Origin of the sequence: Halobacillus sp. (assembly GCF_049282395.1) — a bacterium.
In the GTDB taxonomy this organism is placed as follows: Bacteria; Bacillota; Bacilli; order Bacillales; family Halobacillaceae; genus Halobacillus.
Genome location: NZ_JBAPTY010000203.1, coordinates 1 through 1,991, shown reverse-complemented (window position 1 = coordinate 1,991; position 1,991 = coordinate 1). Strand labels below are relative to the sequence as shown.

2 protein-coding genes are annotated in these 1,991 nt (G+C 42.9%); one reads left to right on the top strand and one right to left on the bottom strand.

Annotation, left to right across the window (positions count from 1 at the left end; genetic code table 11):
• Window positions 1-1,508 (top strand): M4 family metallopeptidase (locus WAM07_RS09190; protein WP_422166237.1); only part of this gene is annotated, 1,508 nt, incomplete at its 5' end.
• Window positions 1,509-1,575: 67 nt separating this feature from the next.
• Here WAM07_RS09190 and WAM07_RS09185 read toward each other — a convergent pair.
• Window positions 1,576-1,872, bottom strand: coding sequence for a hypothetical protein (locus tag WAM07_RS09185; RefSeq protein WP_422166235.1), 297 nt, complete (start codon window positions 1,870-1,872; stop codon window positions 1,576-1,578).
• Between the last annotated feature and the right edge of the window lie 119 nt (window positions 1,873-1,991).

Below are 1,991 nucleotides of genomic sequence, written 5' to 3'. Positions count from 1 at the left end.
AATCAGCAGATGGCAAAGCTGCGAAAGAATTTTTAAATAAAAATAAAGCGAAGTTCAATATGGATAAACCAGAAGACAGTCTGGAATCTACTAAAGTCACGAAAGATGAGCTGGGTATGACTCACGTCAAGCTCCAGCAGAAGAAAAACAATATCCCTGTCGAAGGGAACGAGGTTACCGTGCATTACAGCAGCGATAATCGCGTTCAATCGGTAAGTGGACAATTCAACGAAGCGATTGAAAAAGAAGGGCTTCCTTCTAAAGCTTCCCTATCAGCTTCGGAAAGTATAAAACTGGCTAATAAAGCAGTTGAGGCTCCAGACCAACTGGTAGAATCACCAGACTCAGAGCTTGTTTATTACTCGTTTCAAGGTAAAAATCATTTAGCTTATAAAGTAAATGTGAATTTCCTTGGTGACAATCCGGGGAACTGGTCTGTTTATGTCGATGCGAATTCCGGCGAAGTTATCGATCAATACAACAAAATTATGCACGCACAGGATTATCAATCGTCCAAGGGATCCGGAATTGGTGTGTTAGGAGATCACCGTAAGCTTCATATCACACATAAAAACGATAAAACCGTTCAACCGGGAACAAACTTTTACCTGTTTGATAATTCCCACGAGGACCTTGAAGGGATTTACACCTATGATATGAAAAATCAATGGGGCGATAGTGATCTTCAGTTCCCTGGGGTCCTTTTCAGCTCACCAGACGCATCATTTAAAGATTCTTATGACAGCCCGGCTGTGGATGCACACTACAACTCAGAAGAAGTTTACGATTATTACCTGGAAGAACATGATCGTAACTCCATTGATGGAGAAGGTATGGCTATCAAATCCTCGGTCCATTTTGGACAGGATTATAACAACGCCTTTTGGAACGGAGAGCAAATGACCTACGGAGACGGAGATGGCGAATTCTTCGTACCTCTATCCGCCGGTCTAGACGTAGCCGCGCACGAAATGACACACGGGGTTACGACATACTCCGCGGGCTTGAAATATCGTTTCCAATCCGGAGCACTTAATGAAGCCTTCTCGGATATCTTCGGTGCTTTAGTAGATGAGGAGGACTGGGAAATCGGGGAAGACATTATGGCAGAAGACGCTAGAGAGTCCGGCCGTACCTCCCTTCGCAGTCTGAGCAACCCTAGCAAGTATGCAGTTGGGGAAAAATACACCTCATATGGAGATGGAAACGGGAAGTATCCATCTCACATGGACGAGTACTATGATCTTCCATTAGATTTGGATAATGGCGGTGTCCATATTAATTCTTCCATCATCAACCATGCTGCATATCTGACAGGCGAACAGATTGGTAAAGATAAACTAGGGCAGATCTATTATCGCGCTTTAACCGTTTATCTAACCCCGGATTCTGATTTCAGTCATGCGAGAGAATCCTTGATTCAGTCAGCTGTTGATCTGTATGGCGAAAACAGCGCAGAAGCCCAGGCCACAGAAGATGGATTGAATCAGGTAGGCATTACCGAATAAAAATTGAATGAAAAATGAAGAAAGGCAGAGGTTTATAGAACCTCTGCCTTCTTTTTGTGCATCAAGCTTATGAAGTTGTAACCTTACGTTTCTCTCGAATTACAGCATTAATCGCTTTACGATTTTTCCAGACAAACTTACCCGCTTCTTCCCGCTTCAATACACGCTCACCTACGTCACAATAATCGATTCCCCGGCCGTGCGCCGTGATCAAACCATCACGATAAACCATCAGTGTCCAGTCTCCGCTCCGTTCCTTGTCCGAAAACACCAGATAGTGCTTGGCACCCTTCTCATCGTACTGCGCGAAATCACAAAAAGACGACAACAACTCTTCAATATCCCGTTTAGTTTTAATAGTCATCTTACTCCATCCCTTATTTTTCGTTTCTTTCATTATATCATATGACATTTTCATTTCACTTCTATCTACAAAACACTTTAATAAGCTACAGAATTAGACGAAAAGGTAATAGATTCGTA